This is a genomic window from Turicibacter sp. KK003 (genome assembly GCF_037014675.1).
Classification (GTDB): Bacteria; Bacillota_I; Bacilli_A; order MOL361; family Turicibacteraceae; genus Turicibacter; species Turicibacter faecis.
The window spans coordinates 416,372-434,420 of the sequence record NZ_CP142738.1; the positions used below are offsets into that span (position 1 = coordinate 416,372).

At 41.0% G+C, this 18,049-nt stretch carries 16 protein-coding genes, 1 tRNA gene and 2 rRNA genes; 17 read left to right on the forward strand and 2 right to left on the reverse strand.

The window, feature by feature from the left end:
• The first annotated feature begins 1 nt into the window (after position 1).
• The 13 genes from VXM77_RS02040 (at position 2) to VXM77_RS02100 (ending at position 12,713) form a co-directional block, all read left to right on the forward strand.
• Positions 2 to 2,895 (forward strand): 23S ribosomal RNA (locus VXM77_RS02040).
• Positions 2,896 to 2,970: 75 nt separating this feature from the next.
• Positions 2,971 to 3,079, forward strand: a 5S ribosomal RNA gene (gene rrf / locus VXM77_RS02045).
• A 10-nt stretch (positions 3,080 to 3,089) separates the two neighbouring features.
• Positions 3,090 to 3,163: transfer RNA gene (locus VXM77_RS02050), tRNA-Gly, on the forward strand.
• A gap of 1,618 nt (positions 3,164 to 4,781) precedes the next feature.
• On the forward strand, positions 4,782 to 5,441 hold the full coding sequence (locus VXM77_RS02055) for an amino acid ABC transporter permease (RefSeq protein WP_161831021.1): 660 nt from the start codon (positions 4,782 to 4,784) through the stop codon (positions 5,439 to 5,441).
• On the forward strand, positions 5,422 to 6,099 hold the full coding sequence (locus tag VXM77_RS02060) for an amino acid ABC transporter permease (protein ID WP_161831022.1): 678 nt from the start codon (positions 5,422 to 5,424) through the stop codon (positions 6,097 to 6,099). Before VXM77_RS02055 ends, VXM77_RS02060 begins: the two co-directional genes overlap by 20 nt.
• Before the next feature lie 13 nt (positions 6,100 to 6,112).
• Complete coding sequence (locus VXM77_RS02065; protein WP_161831023.1) at positions 6,113 to 6,871, forward strand: amino acid ABC transporter ATP-binding protein; 759 nt, start codon at positions 6,113 to 6,115, stop codon at positions 6,869 to 6,871.
• Entirely contained in the window at positions 6,868 to 7,701 is an 834-nt protein-coding gene (locus tag VXM77_RS02070; protein ID WP_320101440.1) for a transporter substrate-binding domain-containing protein, read from the forward strand. Before VXM77_RS02065 ends, VXM77_RS02070 begins: the two co-directional genes overlap by 4 nt.
• A gap of 165 nt (positions 7,702 to 7,866) precedes the next feature.
• Positions 7,867 to 8,574 carry a LytTR family DNA-binding domain-containing protein gene (locus VXM77_RS02075; RefSeq protein ID WP_338506796.1) on the forward strand — a complete coding sequence of 236 codons (708 nt, stop codon included), beginning with the start codon at positions 7,867 to 7,869 and terminating at the stop codon, positions 8,572 to 8,574.
• Positions 8,574 to 9,884 (forward strand): ATP-binding protein, encoded by a 1,311-nt coding sequence (locus VXM77_RS02080; RefSeq protein WP_338506798.1) that lies wholly within the window; start codon positions 8,574 to 8,576, stop codon positions 9,882 to 9,884. The genes VXM77_RS02075 and VXM77_RS02080 overlap by 1 nt, the downstream gene beginning before the upstream one ends.
• Positions 9,885 to 9,895: 11 nt before the next feature.
• Positions 9,896 to 10,042: a cyclic lactone autoinducer peptide gene (locus tag VXM77_RS02085; RefSeq protein WP_161831027.1), complete on the forward strand. Its 147-nt coding sequence runs from the start codon at positions 9,896 to 9,898 to the stop codon at positions 10,040 to 10,042.
• Between the two features lie 253 nt (positions 10,043 to 10,295).
• On the forward strand, positions 10,296 to 10,469 hold the full coding sequence (locus VXM77_RS02090; protein WP_202618692.1) for a hypothetical protein: 174 nt from the start codon (positions 10,296 to 10,298) through the stop codon (positions 10,467 to 10,469).
• Between the two features lie 76 nt (positions 10,470 to 10,545).
• Positions 10,546 to 11,463: an ATP-binding cassette domain-containing protein gene (locus VXM77_RS02095; RefSeq protein ID WP_338506801.1), complete on the forward strand. Its 918-nt coding sequence runs from the start codon at positions 10,546 to 10,548 to the stop codon at positions 11,461 to 11,463.
• Positions 11,460 to 12,713, forward strand: coding sequence for an ABC transporter permease (locus VXM77_RS02100; RefSeq protein ID WP_338506803.1), 1,254 nt, complete (start codon positions 11,460 to 11,462; stop codon positions 12,711 to 12,713). The genes VXM77_RS02095 and VXM77_RS02100 overlap by 4 nt, the downstream gene beginning before the upstream one ends.
• Positions 12,714 to 12,991: 278 nt before the next feature.
• Here the strand turns inward: VXM77_RS02100 and VXM77_RS02105 are convergent, their stop codons facing one another.
• Positions 12,992 to 13,978: an HD domain-containing protein gene (locus tag VXM77_RS02105; RefSeq protein ID WP_262950746.1), complete on the reverse strand. Its 987-nt coding sequence runs from the start codon at positions 13,976 to 13,978 to the stop codon at positions 12,992 to 12,994.
• Between the two features lie 487 nt (positions 13,979 to 14,465).
• Here VXM77_RS02105 and VXM77_RS02110 point away from each other — a divergent pair, with 487 nt between their 5' ends.
• The 4 genes from VXM77_RS02110 (at position 14,466) to VXM77_RS02125 (ending at position 17,648) form a co-directional block, all read left to right on the forward strand.
• Positions 14,466 to 14,711 carry a hypothetical protein gene (locus VXM77_RS02110; RefSeq protein ID WP_338506805.1) on the forward strand — a complete coding sequence of 82 codons (246 nt, stop codon included), beginning with the start codon at positions 14,466 to 14,468 and terminating at the stop codon, positions 14,709 to 14,711.
• A 272-nt stretch (positions 14,712 to 14,983) separates the two neighbouring features.
• The gene (locus tag VXM77_RS02115; RefSeq protein WP_262950751.1) at positions 14,984 to 15,763 is read left to right on the forward strand and encodes an Rpn family recombination-promoting nuclease/putative transposase; all 780 of its coding nucleotides are present in this window, start codon (positions 14,984 to 14,986) and stop codon (positions 15,761 to 15,763) included.
• A 462-nt stretch (positions 15,764 to 16,225) separates the two neighbouring features.
• Complete coding sequence (locus tag VXM77_RS02120) at positions 16,226 to 17,077, forward strand: DegV family protein (RefSeq protein WP_161831033.1); 852 nt, start codon at positions 16,226 to 16,228, stop codon at positions 17,075 to 17,077.
• 16 nt (positions 17,078 to 17,093) lie between these two features.
• Positions 17,094 to 17,648, forward strand: a complete 555-nt coding sequence (locus tag VXM77_RS02125) for a DUF1836 domain-containing protein (protein ID WP_237658871.1) — start codon at positions 17,094 to 17,096, stop codon at positions 17,646 to 17,648.
• A 30-nt stretch (positions 17,649 to 17,678) separates the two neighbouring features.
• On the opposite strand, the gene VXM77_RS02130 is transcribed toward VXM77_RS02125, so the two are convergent.
• A complete protein-coding gene (locus tag VXM77_RS02130; RefSeq protein WP_161831035.1) occupies positions 17,679 to 17,930 on the reverse strand; it encodes a DUF1653 domain-containing protein in 252 nt (83 codons plus the stop codon).
• Between the last annotated feature and the right edge of the window lie 119 nt (positions 17,931 to 18,049).

An 18,049-nucleotide genomic window follows, 5' to 3' on the forward strand; every position in this document is an offset into this window, starting at 1 on the left:
AAGTTAAGTAATAAAGGGCGCACGGAGGATGCCTAGGCACTAGGAGTCGAAGAAGGACGCGACAAACGGCGAAACGCCTCGGGGAGCTGTAAGTAAGCAAAGAGCCGGGGATATCCGAATGGGGAAACCCGCTAGTGGTCATACGCTAGCACCGTATGGTGAATCAATAGCCATAGAGGAGACAGACCCAGGGAACTGAAACATCTAAGTACCTGGAGGAAAAGAAAGAAACATCGATTCCCCAAGTAGCGGCGAGCGAACAGGGAGGAGCCCAAACCGGAGTAATCCGGGGTAGAAGGACCTTCAGAAATGACTGAACATGATAGCCGAATGGTCTGGGAAGGCCAACCGGAGGGGGTGAGAGTCCCGTAGGTGAAATTGTGTGAAGCAGGGAAGGGATCCTGAGTACGGCGGGACACGAGAAATCCCGTCGGAAGCAACGAGGACCATCTCGTAAGGCTAAATACTACCTAGTGACCGATAGTGAACCAGTACCGTGAGGGAAAGGTGAAAAGAACCCCGGAAGGGGAGTGAAAGAGAACCTGAAACCGTGTGCCTACAACTAGTCAGAGCCCGTTAAAGGGTGATGGCGTGCCTTTTGTAGAATGAACCGGCGAGTTACGATATCGTGCAAGGTTAAGTTGAAGAGACGGAGCCGAAGCGAAAGCGAGTCTGAATAGGGCGAGGAGTACGATGTTGTAGACCCGAAACCGTGTGAGCTAGCCATGAGCAGGCTGAAGGTCAGGTAACACTGACTGGAGGGCCGAACCAGGGCACGTTGAAAAGTGCTTGGATGACTTGTGGCTAGGGGTGAAATTCCAATCGAACACGGATATAGCTGGTTCTCTCCGAAATAGCTTTAGGGCTAGCCTCGATAAGAGTCTACTGGAGGTAGAGCACTGAATGGGTGATGGCCCCACCTCGGGGTACTGATCTCAATCAAACTCCGAATGCCAGATAGATATGATCGGGAGTCAGACTGTGGGTGATAAGGTCCATGGTCAAAAGGGAAAGAGCCCAGACCGCCAGCTAAGGCCCCCAAGTGTCCGTTAAGTGGAAAAGGATGTGGAGATGCACAGACAACTAGGAGGTTGGCTTAGAAGCAGCCATCCTTTAAAGAGTGCGTAATAGCTCACTAGTCGAGTGACTCTGCGCCGAAAATGTACCGGGGCTAAACGGACCGCCGAAGCTGCGGATTGACACGAAGTGTCAGTGGTAGGAGAGCGTTCTAACAGCACAGAAGCAGTACCGGAAGGAGCTGTGGAGCGGTTAGAAGTGAGAATGCCGGTGTGAGTAGCGAAAGATAGGTGAGAATCCTATCCATCGAAAGCCTAAGGTTTCCAGGGGAAGGCTCGTCCGCCCTGGGTAAGTCGGGACCTAAGGTGAGGCCGAAAGGCGTAGCCGATGGACAACAGGTAGAGATTCCTGTACCACTTAATAAACTGAAGGAGTGACGGAGAAGGCTAAGTTGAGCGTGTGAATGGATTCACGTGTAAGCAGTGAGGTGGTCATGTAGGCAAATCCGCATGGCGAAACATTGAGCTGTGATGCCGAAAGCCCGAAAGGGTGAAGTCAGCTGATGTCACGCTTCCAAGAAAAGCTTCTAGGGATAATTTATTAGGTGCCCGTACCGATAACCGACACAGGTAGGCGAGGAGAGAATCCTAAGATGAGCGAGAGAACTCTTGTTAAGGAACTCGGCAAAATGACCCCGTAACTTCGGGAGAAGGGGTGCTTGTGAAAGCAAGCCGCAGTGAAAAGGCCCAGGCGACTGTTTATCAAAAACACAGGTCTCTGCTAAACCGCAAGGTGATGTATAGGGGCTGACGCCTGCCCGGTGCTGGAAGGTTAAGAGGAGAGGTTAGCGCAAGCGAAGCTTTGAATTGAAGCCCCAGTAAACGGCGGCCGTAACTATAACGGTCCTAAGGTAGCGAAATTCCTTGTCGGGTAAGTTCCGACCCGCACGAAAGGCGTAACGATCTGGGCGCTGTCTCAACAAGAGACTCGGTGAAATCATAGTACCTGTGAAGATGCAGGTTACCCGCGACAGGACGGAAAGACCCCGTGGAGCTTTACTGTAGCTTGATATTGAGCACTGGTGACACATGTACAGGATAGGTAGGAGACGAAGAGACCAGGACGCCAGTCTTGGAGGAGTCGCTGTTGGGATACTACCCTTGTGTTACTGGGGTTCTAACCCGTGGCCATGAGCTGGTCAGGGGACAGTGTCAGGTGGGCAGTTTGACTGGGGCGGTCGCCTCCCAAAGAGTAACGGAGGCGCCCAAAGGTTCCCTCAGAATGGTTGGAAATCATTCGAAGAGTGTAAAGGCAGAAGGGAGCTTGACTGCGAGACCAACAAGTCGAGCAGGGACGAAAGTCGGGCTTAGTGATCCGGCGGTACCGAATGGAAGGGCCGTCGCTCAACGGATAAAAGCTACCCCGGGGATAACAGGCTGATCTCCCCCAAGAGTTCACATCGACGGGGAGGTTTGGCACCTCGATGTCGGCTCATCGCATCCTGGGGCTGTAGTCGGTCCCAAGGGTTGGGCTGTTCGCCCATTAAAGCGGTACGCGAGCTGGGTTCAGAACGTCGTGAGACAGTTCGGTCCCTATCCGTCGTGGGCGTAGGAAATTTGAGAGGAGCTGTCCTTAGTACGAGAGGACCGGGATGGACACACCGCTGGTGTACCAGTTGTTCTGCCAGGAGCATAGCTGGGTAGCTACGTGTGGAAGGGATAAACGCTGAAAGCATCTAAGCGTGAAGCCCCCCTCAAGATGAGATTTCCCATTCGAAAGAAGTAAGATCCCTTGAAGACGACGAGGTAGATAGGTCAGGAGTGGAAGTTTGGTGACAGATGAAGCGGACTGATACTAATCGATCGAGGACTTAACTAAAAAGGAAAGGCAAGAAAGCCGATCCATAAGCAGAAGATATCTAGTTTTGTGAGATTGATAAGATCTGACAGAAGGTCTAGTGATAAGGGCAAGGAGGGCACACCTGTTCCCATACCGAACACAGAAGTTAAGCTCCTTAGCGCCGAGGGTAGTACGCAAGTGCGAGAGTAGGACGTCGCTAGGCCGAAAAAAATGCGGGTGTAGTTTAATGGTAGAACTTCAGCCTTCCAAGCTGACTGTGAGAGTTCGATTCTCTTCACCCGCTCCAAATAGCCAATCAACATCCTTCGGGATGTTTTTTTTATTTATCGAGAATTAAAGGAAAGGCAACAACGAGCGGTTATCATAGGCAGAAAGTGAAAAGAACTGAGGAATCACGAAGGTGATGAACAGTTATTGAACTTTACCACTGTGATGCGAGAGTTGCCAGACAAGAAAATGGATGCGAACTCCTAATTCATAAGTGAATGGGAGTTTTTTTTAGTTTTAGTTGAAGGGATCTCCTTAAACTAAAGAGGGGATTCAATCAAAGAGTAGTAAGCATTAAATAAATCTAGATTTTTAAGGTCCTACACGGCATCATAGGATACACAGGAAACCGGATATTTTTATTAACCTTGATCTCAAGGATTCAGAATTCAGATAGAATGTTTTCGTCATGGGAGGAATGATTTAGGATTGATTCTTATGCGGAGTCCTAGTATTGTCATAGGATTGAGTGATAGTTTAATATAAGCGATTTATGATGGAAAAAAGATTTGGAGTGATTCATAGGTTCTTATCCTTTAATTATAATGAGCGGTAATGATAGGGTTACATTTGTAGCACCTATTAGGATAATAGGGTATGCCTGATTAAAAGGATTGAGATTTACACGCCGTTTGCCTCAACTACGCCGTAATAGGTGAAAATTATAGGTGAATAAAAAAATAAAACAACTGAGGGGGAGTCAGTTGTTTTATGGAAGAGAAATGAAAAAGAAAGAGTTTATATAATTTATAAAACAGCAAGTTTTTACTTGCAACTTTATTATGTCTCTATTTTTCCTGTTTATTCAATTGGCTTGAAATATTTTTAAGAAAAAAGATAGCGATAAATAATGAAGGTTGTTTTATCATCACTCAGTTTAGGTCGGCTTTTGATTAGAAACAATAGCGATCGGCCCATATGTTAAGTTTGCTAGTAACCTCTATGAATAACAAAAAAAGTCCCAACTGAGGGGGGAGTCAGTTGGGAGAGAAAGGGGAGTATATAAAATAAGGAGTTTTGGAAGAGCAAGTTATAAAACTTACATCTATGTTATGGATAAAATTGTTATTTTTATACAACGAAAGCGACTTTTTTTAAGAAAAGAGTTAGTGATAAATAATGAAGGTTGTTTTATCGTCGCTAAGTTTAGGTCGGTTTTTGATTAGAAACAATAGCGATTGACCAATATGTTAAGTTTGCTAGTAACCTCTATGAATAACAAAAAAAAGTCCCAACTTTGGGGGAGTCAGTTGGGAGAGAAAGGGGAGTATATAAAATAAGGAGTTTTGGAAGAGCAAGTTATAAAACTTACATCTATGTTATGGATAAAATTGTTATTTTTATACAATGAAAGAAATTTTTTTCGGGTTAATTATAAAATTTTCTTTAAAGCGTGGTCCGTCTAATTTGAGGGGGAAGGAGTTAAACTCTTTCTTTGATGAAAAGGTGGACATTAAAAGGTTTCATCAGTTTTAATGAGATGCATTCCATTAGGAGGAGAGTTTCTCAGGGATGAGCGGTGACGAGCCTTTATATTTAAATGTTTTGTTGTCATTAATTCTGTGGTTTTGTCATATGATGTTATGAGCTTACGATAGGCTTGATGCTGATAGGAGAGAAGGAAGGAGGGGGAGCCTATGGATTTTGAATTTGTGAGAATGTATACACCCATGTATATGGAAGCAGCAAAATTGACATTCGGTATTGCTTGGATTGGAATTTTATTATCCATTGTTATTGGATTTGTTTGTTGTCTAATTTGTTACTACAATGTTCCGATCCTGAAACGGATAGTGGGCGTATATATTGAACTTTCAAGAAATACTCCTCTTTTAATTCAGCTATTTTTTTTATATTTTGGATTACCGAAGCTTGGCATCGTTTTAAATTCATCGGTATGTGGAATCATTGGGTTAACTTTTTTGGGGAGTAGTTATATGTCTGAGGCCTTTCGGAGCGGTTTAGAGGCAATACCTAAAGGACAGGTGGAATCAGGATTAAGTATTGGGCTGACGAAATGGCAGGTCCTTTGGTATGTGACGTTACCACAGGCAATCGCAGTTGCCCTTCCTGCATTTAGTGCGAATATTATATTTTTAATTAAGGAAACGTCAGTGTTTAGCGTGATTGCATTGGCCGACTTAATGTATGTTGCGAAAGGGTTAATCGGCTTATACTATAAAACGGATGAGGCGTTGCTCATGCTTGTCATAGCGTATCTGATTTTATTATTACCTATTTCTTTGATACTTGCTTTTATAGAAAGGAAGGTGCGATATGCAGGAGTTAGGGATTAATATTTTATTCGAGGGAAGGAATTTTATCCGGTTATTAGAAGGATTAGGCGTCACGATTCAAGTCTCTTTAATTTCAGTGTGCCTTTCAATTATATTAGGACTCTTAATGGGAATGGTGATGAGGTTACAAAATCGAGTGGTGCAATTTATGTGTCGGGTCTATTTAGAAACAGTTCGCATTGTTCCACAATTAGTTCTCTTATTTTTAGTTTATTTTGGGTTGAGTAAATCGTTAGGAATTAATTTATCAGGCTTTTGGGCATCCGTCCTTGTCTTTTCCTTTTGGGGAGTTGCAGAAATGGGCGATCTAGTACGGGGGGCGTTAGAATCGATACCTAAGCATCAATATGAAACCGCGGCAGCCTTAGCTTTAAATAAATGGCAAATTTATGTCTATGTCATTCTTCCACAAACAATGCGGCGTCTTCTGCCACAGACAATCAATTTAGTGACACGCATGATTAAAACGACATCGCTTATCGTATTAATTGGGGTCGTAGAAGTCGTAAAAGTTGGACAGCAAATCATTGAGTCTGCCCGCCTAACGACGCCGAGTGCTCCCCTTTGGATTTATGGCGTTATTTTTTTACTCTATTTTTTAATTTGTTATCCCATCTCGAAGTGGGCGACACACCTTGAAAAACGTTGGAATGGTTAAGGAGGGGATTTAAATGGAGAAACCCATATTACAATTGTCAGAAGTGACGAAGAAGTATGGCGATCACACTGTGTTAAGTCAGCTTTCTCTTTCGGTTAATCCGGGAGAGGTCGTCGTTGTTTTGGGACCATCAGGCTGTGGAAAAAGTACGTTACTTCGTTGTATCAATGGATTAGAAGATATTCAGGCAGGAAAAATTTTGCTTGAAGGTGAACAAATTAGTCATCAAAAAGGGGATCTTTCCCGGGTGCGGCAAAAGATTGGGATGGTCTTTCAAAGCTATGAGCTTTTTCCACACATGAATGTTTTACAAAACATTATCCTCGGTCCTGTAAAAGCTCAAAAGCGTCCTAAAAGGGAGGTGGTTGAAGAAGCTTTACAGTTGCTTGAACGCGTAGGGTTACTTCATAAAAAGGATGCTTATCCGGGGGAATTATCAGGTGGGCAAAAACAACGGGTCGCCATTGTACGTGCGCTTTGTATGCAACCGAAAATTTTATTATTTGATGAGGTGACGGCGGCGCTTGATCCGGAAATGGTTCGTGAGGTTTTGGATGTCATGTTATCGTTGGCGAAAGAGGGAAGCACGATGGTCATTGTGACACATGAGATGCAGTTTGCACGGGCTATTGCTCATCGAATTGTTTTTATGGACGAAGGGCAAATCATTGAGGAAAATGATCCGGAGAGTTTCTTTACTTGTCCTAAAACGGAACGTGTCAAACAGTTTTTAAATCTGTTTACGTTTGAATCAGAGGGGGATGGAAAATGAAAAAGCGAATATTAGGCATTTTAAGTCTTGTTTTTTGTCTCGGTCTTATGGCAGCTTGTGGAAAGGATGATTCCCATGTTCGTTCATTAAGCGAAATTAAAGAGAGTGGAAAAGTAGTCATAGGGGTCTTTAGTGATAAAAAACCATTCGGTTACGTGGATGCCAATGGGGATTATCAAGGATATGATGTTTACTTTGGAAACCGATTAGCTAAGGACTTAGGGGTTGAGGTTGAATATGTACCTGTTGAGGCGGCTAGTCGTGTAGAATATTTATTATCAAACAAAGTAGATATTATTTTAGCGAACTTCACGGTAACAGAAGAACGCGCCGAAAAGGTAAACTTTACGCTCCCTTATATGAAGGTGGCACTAGGTGTTGTTTCTCCTGATCGTGCACTGATTACAGATGTATCGCAACTCGCTAACAAAACGCTCATTGTAAGTAAGGGAACAACGGCGGAGACGTATTTTACACAAAATCATCCAGAAGTTAATTTGTTGAAGTTTGATCAGTATACGGAAGCGTATGGGGCTTTATTAGATGGGCGCGGGGATGCACTTTCGACGGATAATACGGAGGTTCTAGCTTGGGCGCTTGAAAATGAGGGCTTTAGTGTCGGAGTGGAGAGTTTAGGTAATATTGATACGATTGCAGCGGCGGTGAATAAAGATAATAAAGAGTTGCTAGATTGGATCAATGATGAGATTAAGGCGTTAGGTGAGGAACAATTTTTCCATGAGGCGTATGAACAGACGTTAGCGCCTGTTTATGGGGAAGCAGCTGATGTGGATAATCTTGTTATTGAAGGTGGGGTATTAGAGGATTAAATAGAAGTGGACGTTTTTGCGGATATGAAATCGTTTCTTTTAATAGAAAGAATAAGAAAATCTCTTCGAAAGAAGGGATTTTTTGTTTAAATAGAACAGGTAGCCACAGAAAGCGAAATATGTTAGAATATGTAGAGTAACAGGAGAGGATAAGGGGAGAATGGGATGATTGTTCGAATTGGTATTTGTGATGATGAAGCACGTGTCCGTTTAAAGACGCGACAGTTAGTTGAAAAATATTTAAAAATGTATGAGTTAACCTATGAGATTTATGAGTTTTCATCAGGTGAAGAGTTATTAGCCTCTTATCCACAATCTTTAGATGTGTTGTTATTGGATATTACCATGGGGCAATTAAATGGGATTGAAACAGCGAAGGAAATTCGTTCGTTTGATTCAACTGTGGATATTATTTTTTTAACGTCGTTGATGGAGTTTATGCAGGAGGGATACGTCGTTCGTGCCTATCGCTATTTGCTAAAGCCATTGGACGATAAAAAAGTGTTGAAGCATGTGATGTCGTGTATTGAGGAGCGATTGTTAAGGCAGGATGCCCATTTACTTATTCAGAATCGGGGAGTCCTTTATCGAATTGATATTCCATCAATTTTATATATTGAGACGAAAAAGCCTGGGGTTTTGATTCATACGTTGAATCGCACGTATGAGATTCGAATGAGTTTATCGGAACTTGAGCGAAGGCTGAGTGGCTATCCGTTTTTTAGAAGTCATAAAAGTTACTTCATTCACTTAGTACATGTTGATCGGTTACTTTCGAATGCGGTTCGCATTCAACAAGAGGAGGTTCCTGTGAGTAAACATCGGATACGCGACTTAAAACTATCTATGTTAAAATTATTAGGAGATCAATGATGATGAGTCAAGAAACGTTGTGGCGGATAATAGATTACGTAACGATTGGGATGGATTGGGGCTTTTTCTTAATAGCGGCCAACTTCCTGGGACACGCGACGGTCCCTTTCAAAAGGAATATAAAACTTTTTATGCTCTCGTTTTTAGCCATGGGGCTTATTGATATTGTGTCCATCGATCCCAATACGCGGGTGGTGGGGATGATTGTTGCGAGCATCTTTGTGTTTAAAGGGGTGTACAAAGGTTCTTTAAAAAATAGTTTCATCGTAGCGTTGTTATTTTATTTAGCTCTTATGGCGTACGAGTTAATTTCAGTCATTGTGCTAGTTGTGTTTTATCATTTAGAAGATATGACCTTAGTGATTGGTACTCCTGTATTTCGAGGACAGGCCATGATTGTTTCGAAATCGCTTATGATTCTGAGTTTAATTGTTTTGCACAAGGGTAAACCGTCCTTTAATTTTAAATTAAAAGAAAGTTTTTTAATCGGGATTCCGGTAACGGCTACATTAGTAAGTTTATTTGCGATTTATGGTTATAACTTTACACGCCCAGCAGATGAGCGATATAGTCTAATGGGACTGATGTTGATTACCGTATTGATGCTTTTCTCTATTGGGTCCTTATTTTTTATTACCAATGTGATTATAAGAAATGAGAAGCAACGGTCTGAAGTGGAACTCATCAATAAACTGATGCAAACGAGTTATCAACAATATGGTCGGATGGAGGAAGCTCATCAACGCTTACGTCATGTGTACCATGATTTGCACAACCATCTCCTTTGTCTAAAGCACTTGCCGACGATAGAAGAGATGCAGGCATATATTAGCGAGTTGGAGGGGCAAGTCAAGGAATTTGAAACGTTTCGATATACAGGAAATAAAGCACTTGATATTATTTTAAGTGAAAAACTCCACCTGTGTCGGGCATACGGAATTGAATTTGATGACCAAATTAATATTAGTCAGTTAGATTTTATGTCAGATGTTGAAATTTGTGCCTTGTTTGCGAATTCGCTCGACAATGCCATCGAGGCCTGTCAACGGATGGAGGATCGAGAAGAGAAGTATATCGATATGATGTGTAAAGTTATGAATGGCTTTATGGTATTTAAATTAGTGAATTCTAAGGTAAATGAGATTAAAATGGTTGGCAATCGCCTTCAAACAACGAAGACCGATCGTGAGGAACACGGGATTGGTCTTTCAAGTATTCAATACATTGTAGATAAATATGGAGGAGAGATGGTAATCAATCACTCAGAGAATGAATTTCATTTGAGTATTTTAATTGCCATCCCGGAATAGGGGAAGAAAAGATGAAAAAAATCGGATTAGCTTTACTGAAACAATTATCAATGGTATGCTTCGCGATTGCGGTGTTATCAGCGAACAGTACGAGTTTATGGTTTGTTCACCAACCCAAAGAACCAAAAGAATTAAGCCGTTTAAAGAAAATTAAATAAATTTCCGATGTTAGTGAAGAGCAGAAAAAAAGAGCTTATTATACTTCATAATAAGCTCTTTTTTTACGCGATTTCTCGGTACGGGGCGAGGCAAAGCTTCATCCATCAAATGATGGATTTTAACTGAAGATGATAATAAATAATGCCCAGTTGGCTTTCTATCTTGCTCAGTTGGAATAAAATGGTGTAAATAGGTTTTTTTGTGTGATATAATCATTCTTATCGTTAATAATTTATTAGGGAGGGAATGACCTTGAAAAAAATCTGTGTTAAAGAAGATGCGGGTGAAAAAATCAGCCATAGTTATTACTTTCCAATCTTTATAGGAATAGGGCTGATTTTTGGTGTAGTATTAAATCAAATAGCTATCGGATTATGTTTAGGTGTTGCTATTGGTCTTAGCCTAGATTCTAAAAAGAAAAGGTAGATACAAAATATGTTTACTTTTTTCAATTAGTTAAGACGGAGCTAAAAGATGTTAAAAGAACATTTTAGGAGGGCGTATGAGGTTAGAGGTTAAAAATTTAAGGAAGAGTTTTATGGAGACTGAAGTTCTTCATGGGATTTCGTTTTCGGTGGAAAGCGGGAAAGCACTCGGTTTATTAGGACGAAATGGTGCAGGAAAAACAACGACGATTCGGATTCTGATGGATGTCTTTAAGGCGAATTCAGGAGAAATTTTATTAGACAACCGACCGTTTAAGCCGAGTGAGCATCAAATTGGATATTTACCTGAGGAACGAGGACTTTATCCGAAGAAGAACGTCTTAGAACAACTTGTCTACTTAGCGATGCTAAGGGGAATGAGTAAAAAAGAGGCGATCCAAAGTTCTAAGAAATGGCTTGAGAAATTAGGCGTTTTAGGGTATGAAAATAGGAAGCTAGAAACGCTCTCGAAAGGGAATCAGCAAAAGGTTCAATTGGCGCAGACGTTAACGTGTAATCCTGAGATTGTCATTCTTGATGAACCGTTTAGCGGACTTGATCCAGTTAATTCACAAGTTCTTAAAGACGTTGTAAATGAACTTATTCAGCAAAATAAGTTAGTGATTTTCTGTTCTCATCAAATGGGATACGTTGAAGAGTTCTGTGAAGAAATAGCGATTATTAACAAGGGTGAGGTTGCACTAACCGGTAATTTAAAAGCCATTAAGAAAGAGTTTGGAAAAAATCGACTCATTTTAAGTGCGAATAACTACTCTTTAAGCGACTTAAAGGCGATCTGTGAAGAACAACTTGCTGATTTAGTCAACGTCTTCGAGATGAAAAAAGAGTTCCTTGTCTTACAATTAATAAACAATCAAACGAAAAATGATTTATTATCGGCGCTGTTAACAACCGATGTCGATATTGAAAAGTTTGCGATTTATGAACCAACATTAACGGATATTTTTGTCTTAGAGGTAGGTGATCAGGCATGAAACAGTTTTTAACCGTCTTATATTTTGAACTGACTCACTATTTTAAAAGTAAGGGCTACGTGCTAACAACCATTCTTGTCTCCGCTTTATTGATTGTCGGTCTGTCGCTCCCGTCTGTCTTTGATATGAGTCAATGGATTCCTTCATTGGAGGAGACGTCTTCAGAGGAAAAAGCGGAAGATTTAAGTGATGAGGAACAATCTCATTTGGCGATTTTAGATAAAGGTCAATGGATTCATTCGGATTATTTAGCTGAGTTTTTCCCATCTGTGAAATTTGTGGGCGTGGATAGTGAAGATGAGATGAAGAACTTAATCGTGAAGGAAGAAGTTGATGGTGGATTTGTTGTGCACAGTTCTACTAACTTTGATTACATTGTTCAAAACTCTACGTTTAGTGATTCGAATGAGGCCATTTTTTCAGAGATGTTATCATTGATTAATCGTGTGAATTATGCAGCTAAACATGGGTTGAATTTTGAGGAGTTAGAAAGTTCTTATAATGCTCCGATTACGTCAGAAACGACTATTTTAGGCAAAGACGGAATTTATAATTATACGTATACATATTTGCTCGTTTTTGGTCTATATTTTATGATCATTACCTATGGTCAATTGATTGCAACATCAGTAACGAGTGAGAAGAGTAATCGAGCGATTGAAATCTTAGTGACAAGTGTTCATCCAACGAGTTTAATCTGTGGAAAGGTGATCGCTGCGGCCCTAGCAAGTTTTATACAATTTGGATTGATGATTGCTTCAGGAATGATTGCCTATCAAGTGAATAAAGGGGCCTGGAATTCGATGTTAGATGGAATTTTTGATATTCCGCATGATATCCTAATCATCTTTGCCTTCTTTGGTGGAGTAGGTTATTTATTCTATGCCTTTATCTTTGGTGTGCTCGGAGCACTCGTTTCAAAAACAGAGGACGTGAGTTCGAGTATCACGTCAATTACCATGATCTTTGTGATCGTATTCTTTGTCACGATGTTTGGAATGGGAGACGTTGAAAGTTCCGCGATGAAAATTGCCTCATTTATTCCATTTAGTTCATTTATGACCATGCCAACGCGATTTGCGATGGGGAGCGTATCCTTCCTAGAAATCAGCATATCGTTTATTTTACTAATCCTTTCAACAATAGTCGTGGCCTACACGGCGACGAAAATCTATCGCATGGCAACCCTCCGATACGGAAACCCAATCAAACTAAAAGATGCCCTCAAACTCATCAAAACAAATAAGTAGGGGGTTCCCTGCGCCAAGTAGCGAAGCTCGTGGCTATCCTCCACTAGTAGGGCTTAAGTCCCCTGGCGTACGTGGCATAGCCCGTACATATCCTCAACTGCTAGGGGGTCCCCTAGCAGTGAGCAAGGCGAACAATCCCCCACCACTAGGGCTTAAGTCCCCTGCGCTATGTAGCGAAGCTCATAGCTATCCTCCGCTGGTAGGGCTTTACGAAGTAAATGTATGAATAGGTGTAAAAGATAAAGACTCGTCGTAATTGTTGGACGAGTCTTTATCTTTTAATACGGAATCACTTTTAAGTAGGTTCCGCGATGTAATTTTTTGAGGGCTACCTTAATCAATTGCTGTATTTCTGTCGATACTGTACTGATTGGGACAGGGTCCATCCCGTCTATGCATAGAAGGGGATCTACCATTCGTGGTTTAGGTTTACGATAGATATCATACTGGGAGTCATCTTCGATGAGGATGACGTGGGAATTAATCTGTTTCAGGAGTTGAAGGAGGTCCTGGTCTTGGCTTGCGGTTATTTTATCAAGAATCCATGCGTCATCTCGTTTGAAGTCTTCAAGGGTAATCACAGATTTTTTGAGGGCTTGCTTTAATAGACGCGTCAGGGCATCATTGGCGTAAATATTTAGGGGATCCATAAAGAAGTCAATGACCTCACGATAATAAACTTTAGTAAACCACTCAGCCATCGATTGAGAAGTGAGACAGATCTCGTTGTCTTTTACCGTTAAAGCGTTGATAAACGAATGGATTTCATCTTTATTAATAAATTTGCAATGAAATAGGTCCCTTAAGGTGTAATCAATGCGATCGGCACAAAGATTAGGAAGCGGGCTATCGAGTAGGAGACTATTCATGGTTAGAAGAGCTTTAGCGTCCATTCCATATTTGTTTAAAATAGAAGGGATTTGTGAACTCTCAATCACTTCCTCGTAAATTTTTTCATGGTAATCTTCTTCCGCCTCCTCCATGAGATAGTCGATTACATGCGAAAAGGCCGTGTGTGAAATGTCATGGAGAAGCCCGAGAATTTGTTCCTCAAGTGTTCCCCCTAAAAGTCGGATTAAAAGCATGACGCCGACACTATGCTCATACCTCGTCGTGCTCCAATTTTGATTGACAAGAAATGCGCCACCTCCTTGATGGATATTTTTCAGTCTTAAGAGAGCATCACACGTTAAGAGCTCGCCCAAAACAGCTTCTACCTCAAAAGTTCCGTAAAGTATATCAGTTATCGTTTGAACTTGTTTCAAGTGCACCATTCCTTCCGATTAAAATATCGTTTTAGTTTAATTCTAACGGGCCAGGTTGTCAAGATGAGTTGAATAGTTAGGGGAAAAAAGAGGGTGGTTTTGGTTTAGACTTGGTCTAATTTGTCCAAACTGCAACAGTTATTGACCAGTTAGCACAAAGGGGTAGGAATATAGACAGGAATATGATACATTTCAAGGAGATAAAGCATTGATAGGGAGAGCGAGTAGAGAATGAAGAGAAAATCAAGAGCGATTTTATTTTTAATAAGTTGTTTCTGTTTAACCTATACCCTTGATCAAGGAGTGATGTACTTTTTAAGATGTCATCATGTCGTCAATATAGTGCGCCATCAAATATTACATTTTGGACTCTGGGTCTTCCTCTGTGCCGTGGTCGCCTATCTATTAGGTCCCCTTTTTAAAAGTAAGTAGAATCATTTTAATATCCATCGAAGTCTTTATAACAAGAGAGAAGGGGGAGAGTTTTTTGAACGAATTAAAAAAAGCACAATTATTTTTTGGGGGATTCGCAGTTTTGCTCATAGGAGTCGGGGGAACACCAACCATTGTTCAACTCGGACTAGCCAGCCTTGCAATCATGATCGGCCTGTTAGGACTTGATCCAACCATCACCAACCGATACACCAGATGCCTAATCCTTAACATCGCCTTCATCACCCTAACCATCGCCGTCTACCAAATCGTGGGGGGTTCCCTAGCATTTACGAAGTAAATATATCCTCCGCTGCTAGGGCTTGGGTCCCCTGCGCTAAGTAGTGAGTGTAACGAACTCTTAGCTATCCTCAACTAGTAGGGAATGGACCTGTGTTATTACCACCGACCATGGACTTTGTGTTCAAGGGACTGTTTGGGAACGGGTTCCCTGGCGTACGAGGCATAGCCCGTACATATCCTCAACTGCTAGGGCTTGGGTTCCCTGCGCCAAGTAGCGAAAGCTCTTGGCTATCCTCCAATAGTAGGGCTTAGAAAAAACCAGAACTGTTAATCTCATTTTTAAACGCTGTCTTAATGCCAGATGAACCAATTACTTCAATTACCTTTAAGGATCGGACACTTGATAAACAATATAAAGACGATAAACTCGGCACTTTAGATATTTTAGCGACGACCAATAAAGGGGAGCTCATAAATGTTGAGGTTCAGGTGGCGGATGAGAGGAATATGATTGAACGTAGTTTGTTTTATTGGGGTCGTTTGTTTTCCGGGCAACTTCAGAGTGGGAATCCTTATCAGAAATTAGAACGAACAGTGTGTATTAATCTTTTATCTTTTGACTTGCTTGATACCGCCGAATACCATAGTTGTTACGTTTTAAAGGAACGCGAACGAAATGAACAACTCAGTGATCTTTTAGAAATTCATTTCATTGAACTAGATAAAATCAAAGATATTCAAGATGCGGGAGAAATAAAAACACAATTGGAGGCTTGGCTTGAATTTATTAAACATCCCGAAAGTCAAGTGAGCTATGAGCTGGCGCATCAACATGAAACGATTCGCGAGGCAAAGGACGAACTCCTTGTCTTAAGCTGTAATGAAAAATACCGTTTATACTACGAGTCCCGCTTAAAGGCCTTACTTGATGAAACGAGCCGGCTACAAACAGCACGTGACGAGGGAATAGAACAGGGAATCGAACAAGGAAAGATGCAACGCGATTTAGAAATTGCTAAGAATTTATTAGATATTTTAGATGATGAAACGATTTCACGTAAAACCGGGTTACCTGTCGATCTTGTACGTCAACTAAGGGAAGAAATTTAAGGGTTAAATAGCTAAAGTCACGGGAATAAAGCCCGTGATTTTTTTTAGGGAAGATGATGAAGACCCGTTGACTTTATAAGTGGTTAATGGTAATCTAAGTTATATAGTATTTAAAACTAGATAATATAGATTAATTAATAGATTATAGCATTTAACATGGGTTATCTTTTTCAACAAATGTTGTCTGTTATGGATACCAATTGAAGCTGTAGGGGCCCGTTACACGGTTAGGTTGTACAACAGGATGGCGTGGCGAAGGATATCGGGGGTAATGGAGTTTTAATTATTCGTCCAAATAGACGGTGTCTGCAGCTTTTTATTGAATCTAGCTTTAGACACCATTTGTCCGATTAAGTGTGGCAACCGCACCAACACATTTCATGTGTCTAGGACGATTGCTTTCCACTTATTCGTCCAAATAGGCGGTGTCTGCAGCTTTTTATTGAATATGGAGGGGTTTTTATGGTAAGGATTGTATCGGATTCATCAACACTTTTTTCAACAAGAGAGGCGCAATCGTTAGGGTTTGACGTGCGTCCATTATCTGTTCTAGTAGACGGGCAGTCATATAAAGAATTTGAACAGTTAGAAACAATTGAATTGGTAAGACTAATTGGTGAGGGGCATGTTCCGAGCTCATCACAACCCGCAATTGGTGAAGTAGTCGACATGTATGAACAATACCCAGATGAGGAAATCATTAATATCTCATTAGCCGACGGATTATCAGGAACGTATCAATCTGCCTGCATGGCAAAATCAATGGTTGACCACGGGGACCAAATCACAGTCATTAACTCAAAGACCTTATGTGGACCTCATCGTTACTTAGTAGAAACAGCCGTCGCATTAGCGAAGACAGGGATGAAAAAATCTCTTATTGTTGATGAGATCGAGGCCCTTATTCAAACCTCAACCTCATTCCTAATTCCGCAGGACTTTGAATACCTTGTTCGCGGTGGACGATTATCACCGCTCGTAGGAAAAATTGGAGGACTCGTTAAATTAGTTCCCATTATGACGCTTTCTGAAGATGCCACACGTCTTACAAAATTTTCAACAAAAAGAACCTTTAAAAAGGCGATTCAGGCGATTAGCGAGGATTTATTAGCAAAAGGTGTGAATGAAGACTATAAAGTTTATATCTCTCATGCATGTCATGAAGAACTTGCTAAAGAGGCGGAACAAATGGTAAAAAAATTAATAGAAGGTGTAGAAACTGAAATCATGTTACTGACTCCGGTCTTCACCGCACAGGGAGGTCCCGGATGTGTAGCAATTCAAGTCATAAAAAAACACCCAATCTTCAAATAAAAGGATGGGAAGCTGCATGGAACATAAAGAAATCTTAAAATTTCATTGTCCAAGATATGAAGAATTACCGACTATTCCTCTTTATAAGGATCAGGTGATTGCTTATATTGAGGAGTTGTTAGGACCCCTAAATTTAAATAGAGATGAAAAACTATTAACTCCAACCATGCTGAATAATTATGTAAAGCAACGCGTCGTAAGACCGCCAGTAGGGAGACGATATACAGAAAATCATTTGGCCTATCTGATTGTCGTTTGTTTATTTAAGCAAGTTTATAGCTTAACAGAAATCTGTCAAATGATTACCGTTCAAACGAACCTCTATCCGATCCAACAAGCCTATGATTTCTTCTGTGTCGAGTTAGAGCAGGCATTGCAATACGTTTTTGGAACACGGGAAACAGTTGAACCTAATTCGGCGACAACGATTACGTTTGAAACAGAAGTTTTACGTTCGGCCGTGATGTCTATTTCACATAAATTATTTATCCAAAACTATTTATTAGAAAAGGACGTGGCCCTGCCAACGAAAAAAGAGGCGAAACAAAAAGCAGAGACGTTAAAGGAATAAAAAAATAAATCTATTGAGCGATCAATAGATTTATTTTTTTATGCTTGAAACGGTATAGAGCTCAAATCGATAGGTTTGCCCTGTTGGATTTTCTTTCCCATTAGGAACCTTCTCTACAAACATTTCATAGGGACGAACAAAGCGTCCACAATCCCCATAAAGGGCCCGGTATAATACCATTAACTCTTGCGTTTCAGAATGTTTGACGACGTCTTCAACGAGGTATAAATCTCCTTTAAAATGCCTAAAAATTTTCCCTTTTAAAGCACTGATATCTCGCATAGCCTACATCCTCCTCACTTGTTTAACACCCAATGATAGTATTTCCGTTAAGGAGTCATTCATGCGATGAAGATGGACGATCTTTTGTCACAACATGGACAAAAGTGGGTATATATAAG

Excerpts from the sequence above, each read along its gene's own strand:
- VXM77_RS02120 (WP_161831033.1), top strand. The coding sequence starts at position 16,226 with ATGGTAAGGATTGTATCGGATTCATCAACACTTTTTTCAACAAGAGAG.
- VXM77_RS02125 (WP_237658871.1), top strand. The coding sequence starts at position 17,094 with ATGGAACATAAAGAAATCTTAAAATTTCATTGTCCAAGATATGAAGAA.
- VXM77_RS02060 (WP_161831022.1), top strand. The coding sequence starts at position 5,422 with ATGCAGGAGTTAGGGATTAATATTTTATTCGAGGGAAGGAATTTTATC.
- VXM77_RS02065 (WP_161831023.1), top strand. The coding sequence starts at position 6,113 with ATGGAGAAACCCATATTACAATTGTCAGAAGTGACGAAGAAGTATGGC.
- VXM77_RS02100 (WP_338506803.1), top strand. The coding sequence starts at position 11,460 with ATGAAACAGTTTTTAACCGTCTTATATTTTGAACTGACTCACTATTTT.
- VXM77_RS02085 (WP_161831027.1), top strand. The coding sequence starts at position 9,896 with ATGAAAAAAATCGGATTAGCTTTACTGAAACAATTATCAATGGTATGC.
- VXM77_RS02095 (WP_338506801.1), top strand. The coding sequence starts at position 10,546 with ATGAGGTTAGAGGTTAAAAATTTAAGGAAGAGTTTTATGGAGACTGAA.
- VXM77_RS02075 (WP_338506796.1), top strand. The coding sequence starts at position 7,867 with ATGATTGTTCGAATTGGTATTTGTGATGATGAAGCACGTGTCCGTTTA.
- VXM77_RS02130 (WP_161831035.1), bottom strand. The coding sequence starts at position 17,930 with ATGCGAGATATCAGTGCTTTAAAAGGGAAAATTTTTAGGCATTTTAAA.
- VXM77_RS02080 (WP_338506798.1), top strand. The coding sequence starts at position 8,574 with ATGATGAGTCAAGAAACGTTGTGGCGGATAATAGATTACGTAACGATT.
- VXM77_RS02055 (WP_161831021.1), top strand. The coding sequence starts at position 4,782 with ATGGATTTTGAATTTGTGAGAATGTATACACCCATGTATATGGAAGCA.
- VXM77_RS02070 (WP_320101440.1), top strand. The coding sequence starts at position 6,868 with ATGAAAAAGCGAATATTAGGCATTTTAAGTCTTGTTTTTTGTCTCGGT.